Here is a 4,707-nt window from a genome sequence, read left to right as displayed (position 1 = left end):
CCCCGGGCCACCCGGAGTACCGCCACACCGACCACGTCGAGATCACCACCGGCCCGCTGGGTCAGGGTCTGGCCTCGGCGGTCGGCATGTCGATGGCGTCGCGGCGTGAGCGTGGCCTGTTCGATCCCGCGGCGGCGCAGGGCGAGTCGGCGTTCGACCACTTCATCTACGTGATCGCCTCCGACGGCGACCTGGAGGAGGGCGTCACCTCCGAGGCGTCCTCGCTGGCGGGCACCCAGCAGCTGGGCAACCTGATCGTCTTCTACGACGACAACCGCATCTCCATCGAGGACGACACCCGCATCGCCTTCACCGAGGACGTCGCCGCGCGCTACCGCGCCTACGGCTGGCACGTGCAGACCGTCGAGGGCGGCGAGAACGTGACGGCCATCGAGGCGGCCATCGCCGAGGCGCAGTCGGTCACCGACAAGCCCTCGATCGTGCTGCTGCGCACCATCATCGGCTACCCGGCCCCGAAGAAGATGAACACCGGCGCCGCGCACGGTGCCGCCCTGGGCGCGGAGGAGGTCGCGGCCACCAAGACGATCCTGGGCTTCGACCCGGACAAGAGCTTCGAGGTCGACTCGGCGGTCATCGCGCACTCGCGCGGCAATGTCGCCGATCGCGCCAAGTCGGCGCGCGCGGCCTGGCAGGAGCAGTTCGACGCGTGGGCCGCCGCCAACCCGGACAACAAGGCGCTCTTCGATCGCCTGCAGACCCGCGCGCTGCCCGAGGGCTGGACCGACACCCTGCCGCAGCACGAGGCCGGTAAGGCGATGGCCACCCGTAAGGCGTCCGGTGCGGTGCTCGCGGCGCTGGCCCCGGTGCTGCCGGAGCTGTGGGGCGGTTCGGCCGACCTCGCCGAGTCCAACAACACCACCATGCCGGGCGCGGCGTCCTTCGGCCCGGAGTCCATCTCCACCAGCCATTGGAGCGCCAACCCGTACGGCCGGACTCTGCACTTCGGTGTGCGTGAGCACGCGATGGGCTCGATCCTCAACGGCATCGCGCTGCACGGACCGACTCGTCCGTACGGTGGCACCTTCCTGGTGTTCTCCGACTACATGCGTCCGGCCGTGCGCCTGGCCGCGCTCATGCGCACCCCGGTCACCTACGTGTGGACCCACGACTCCATCGGCCTGGGCGAGGACGGCCCGACGCACCAGCCGATCGAGCACCTGGCCGCGCTGCGCGCCATCCCGGGCCTCAACGTGGTCCGCCCCGGCGACGCCAACGAGACCACCTACGCCTGGCGCACCATCCTGGAACGCGATAGCGCCGAACGGCATTCGCACTTCCTGGTCTCGGAGGCCCCGCACCAGGACGGCCCGTCCGCGCTCGCGCTGACCCGCCAGGACCTGCCGATCCAGGAGGGCACCAGCTACGAGGGCGTCCGCAAGGGCGGCTACATCCTGGCCGAATCCTCCACCGGCACACCGCAGGTAATCCTCATCGCGACCGGTTCGGAACTGCAGCTCGCGGTGGATGCCCGCGCTACGCTCGAGGCACAGGGCATCGGCACCCGCGTGGTGTCCATGCCGTGTGTGGAGTGGTTCGACGCGCAGGAGCAGTCCTACCGCGACGAGGTGCTGCCGCCGTCGGTGCGGGCGCGAGTCACCGTCGAGGCCGGTATCGCCATGCCGTGGCACCGTTTCACCGGTGACGCCGGTGAGAACGTGTCGATCGAGCACTTCGGTGCCTCGGCCGATTTCAAGACCCTGTTCCGCGAGTTCGGCATCACCGCCGACGCCGTCGTCGCCGCTGCCACCCGCTCGCTTGCCAAGGTGAAGGGATAGTTTCATGACCCAGAACACGAACACCGCGGCCCTGTCGGCCGCCGGAGTTTCGGTGTGGCTGGACGATCTGTCGCGTGATCGCATCAAGTCCGGAAATCTGAAGGGCCTGATCGATTCCCGCAATGTCGTCGGCGTCACCACCAACCCGACCATCTTCCAGGGCGCGCTGTCCAAGGGCCACGCCTACGACGAGCAGGTCAACGAGCTGGCCGCGCGCGGCGCGGATGTCGATTCGGCGATCCGCACCATCACCACCGATGACGTGCGCGCCGCTTGCGACGTGTTCGCCGACGTGTTCGCCGCCTCCAAGGGCGTCGACGGCCGCGTCTCCATCGAGGTCGATCCGCGGCTGGCCTTCGATACCGACGGCACGGTGGCGCAGGCCATCGAGCTGTGGAAGATCGTGGACCGGCCCAACCTGCTGATCAAGATCCCGGCGACGGAGGCGGGCCTGCCCGCCATCACCCGGGTGATCTCGGAGGGCATCAGCGTGAACGTGACGCTGATCTTCTCGGTGCAGCGCTACGTCTCGGTGATGGGCGCCTACCTCGACGGCCTGCGCAACGCGCACACCGCCGGGCACGACATCGCCAAGATCCATTCCGTCGCTTCGTTCTTCGTCTCCCGTGTGGACACCGAGATCGACAAGCGGCTGGAGGCGATCGGCACCCCGGAGGCGCTGGCGCTGCGCGGCAAGGCCGGAATCGCCAACGCGCGCTTGGCGTATGCCGCCTACGAGGACATCTTCACCGGCGCCGGTAAGCACAACGACCTGTACTCGAAGCTGGCCGGGCAGGGCGGCAACCTGCAGCGGCCGCTGTGGGCGTCGACGGGTGTGAAGAACCCCGAGTACCCCGACACCATGTACATCACGCAGCTGGTGGGCCCGAACACGGTCAACACGCTGCCGGAGAAGACCCTCGAGGCCTTCGCCGATCACGGTGTGCTGGAAGGCAATCGCCTCGCCGGGCTGGCCGCCGAGGCGCAGCAGGTGTTCGACGATCTGGTCGCGGCCGGGATCGATCTGACCGATGTGTTCGGTGTCCTCGAGACCGAGGGTGTCGACAAGTTCGTCGGCTCCTGGGAGGAACTGCTCGTGGCCACCACCGAAAAGCTGCAGGTGGCGGGAGGAAACTGACGGTGGCAGGCGCAGCGACGACGGTCGCGGGGCAGAACCCGTTGCGCGATGGGCGCGACAGCCGGGTTCCACGCATCGCTGGACCGTGCAACGTGGTGATATTCGGCGTGACCGGTGACCTGTCGCGGCGCAAGGTGCTGCCGGCCATCTACGACCTGGCGAACCGGGGGCTGCTGCCCCCGGGCTTCTCCCTGGTCGGGTTCGCACGCCGGGACTGGACCGACGAGGACTTCGCGAAACTGGTCCATGACTCGGTGACGGCGTCCTCGCGCACTCCCTTCCGGGAGGAGGTCTGGCAGCAACTCAAGGAAGGTCTTCGCTTCGTGCACGGCACGTTCGAGGACGACGAGGCCTTCAACAAGCTGGCCACCACCCTCAAGGATCTGGACCGGGATCGCGGGACGGGCGGCAATACCGCCTTCTACCTGTCGATTCCGCCCAGCGACTTCCCCATCGTGCTGGAGCAGCTGTCCAAGAACGGGCTGGCCAAGCCGACGGATTCGCCCGCGGGGCAGCCGGATCCGTGGCGGCGGGTGGTGATCGAGAAGCCCTTCGGTCACGACCTGGAGAGCGCGCAGGCGCTCAATTCGCTGGTGAACACGGTGTTCCCGGAGCGGTCGGTGTTCCGCATCGACCACTACCTGGGCAAGGAGACGGTGCAGAACATTCTGGCGCTGCGCTTCGCCAACCAGCTGTGGGATCCGATCTGGAACGCCAACTATGTCGACCATGTCCAGATCACCATGGCCGAGGACATCGGCTTGGGCGGTCGCGCGGGCTATTACGACGGCATCGGCGCGGCGCGCGACGTCATCCAGAACCACCTGTTGCAGCTGCTCGCGCTGACCGCCATGGAAGAGCCCGTGAGCTTCCAGCCCAAGCAGTTGCAGATCGAGAAGATCAAGGTGCTCTCGGCCACCAAACTCGTTGCGCCCCTGGACGAGACGACGGCGCGCGGGCAGTACACCGCGGGCTGGCAAGGTAGTGAGCCGGTGGTGGGCCTGTTGCAGGAGGAGGGTTTCGACCCCAACTCCCGCACCGAGACCTACGCCGCGATCACCCTGGCCGTGGAGACCCGGCGCTGGGCGGGTGTGCCGTTCTATCTGCGCACCGGAAAACGCCTGGGCCGCCGCGTCACCGAGATCGCGGTGGTGTTCAAGCGCGCCCCGCACCTGCCCTTCGATCAGACCATGACCGAGGAGCTCGGGCAGAACGCGCTGGTCGTGCGGGTGCAGCCGGATGAGGGCATCACCATGCGGTTCGGGTCCAAGGTGCCCGGGTCGTCGATGGAGGTGCGCGACGTGAACATGGACTTCAGCTACGGCGAGGCGTTCACCGAGGACTCCCCCGAGGCTTACGAGCGGCTCATCCTGGATGTGCTGCTCGGGGTGCCGTCGCTGTTCCCGGTCAACGAGGAAGTCGAATTGTCCTGGCGCATTCTCGATCCCGCGCTGGCGCATTGGGCCGAGACCGGTAAACCCGACCCGTACGAGGCCGGTGGCTGGGGTCCGGATTCGGCGGACGAGATGCTCGCGCGCAGCGGGCGGGAATGGCGGCGACCGTGATCATCGACATGCCCGACACCGACACCCGCGAGGTGTCGAAACGTCTTGTGCAGCTGCGGGAATCCAATGGCGTGGTGACCATGGGGCGGGTGCTCACCCTGGTGGTGTGCACCCTGGACTCCTCCGAGGCCGAGGACGCCATCGACGCCGCCAACGACGCCAGCCGCGAGCACCCCTGCCGGGTGATAGTGCTGGCGCGCGGTGACCG

Annotated in this window: 3 protein-coding genes and 1 pseudogene; all 4 read left to right on the top strand. The window is 68.0% G+C overall.

The window, feature by feature from the left end; genetic code table 11:
- A partial coding sequence (locus ACWELQ_RS38480; protein WP_452401936.1) for a transketolase family protein occupies positions 1-1,796 on the top strand: 1,796 nt, incomplete at its 5' end.
- A 4-nt stretch (positions 1,797-1,800) separates the two neighbouring features.
- Positions 1,801-2,934, top strand: a complete 1,134-nt coding sequence (gene tal, locus ACWELQ_RS38475; RefSeq protein WP_452401935.1) for a transaldolase — start codon at positions 1,801-1,803, stop codon at positions 2,932-2,934.
- A 2-nt stretch (positions 2,935-2,936) separates the two neighbouring features.
- Positions 2,937-4,499 carry a glucose-6-phosphate dehydrogenase gene (gene zwf, locus ACWELQ_RS38470; RefSeq protein ID WP_452401934.1) on the top strand — a complete coding sequence of 521 codons (1,563 nt, stop codon included), beginning with the start codon at positions 2,937-2,939 and terminating at the stop codon, positions 4,497-4,499.
- A pseudogene (locus ACWELQ_RS38465) lies at positions 4,496-4,707 on the top strand (glucose-6-phosphate dehydrogenase assembly protein OpcA); the annotation flags it as partial. The gene zwf and the pseudogene ACWELQ_RS38465, both read left to right, overlap by 4 nt.

Source organism: Nocardia sp. NPDC004722, assembly GCF_053601505.1.
The sequence above is the reverse complement of the archived record's forward strand: the minus strand, read 5'-3'. Positions and strand labels throughout refer to the sequence as shown.

Excerpts from the sequence above, each read along its gene's own strand:
- tal (WP_452401935.1), top strand. The coding sequence starts at position 1,801 with ATGACCCAGAACACGAACACCGCGGCCCTGTCGGCCGCCGGAGTTTCG.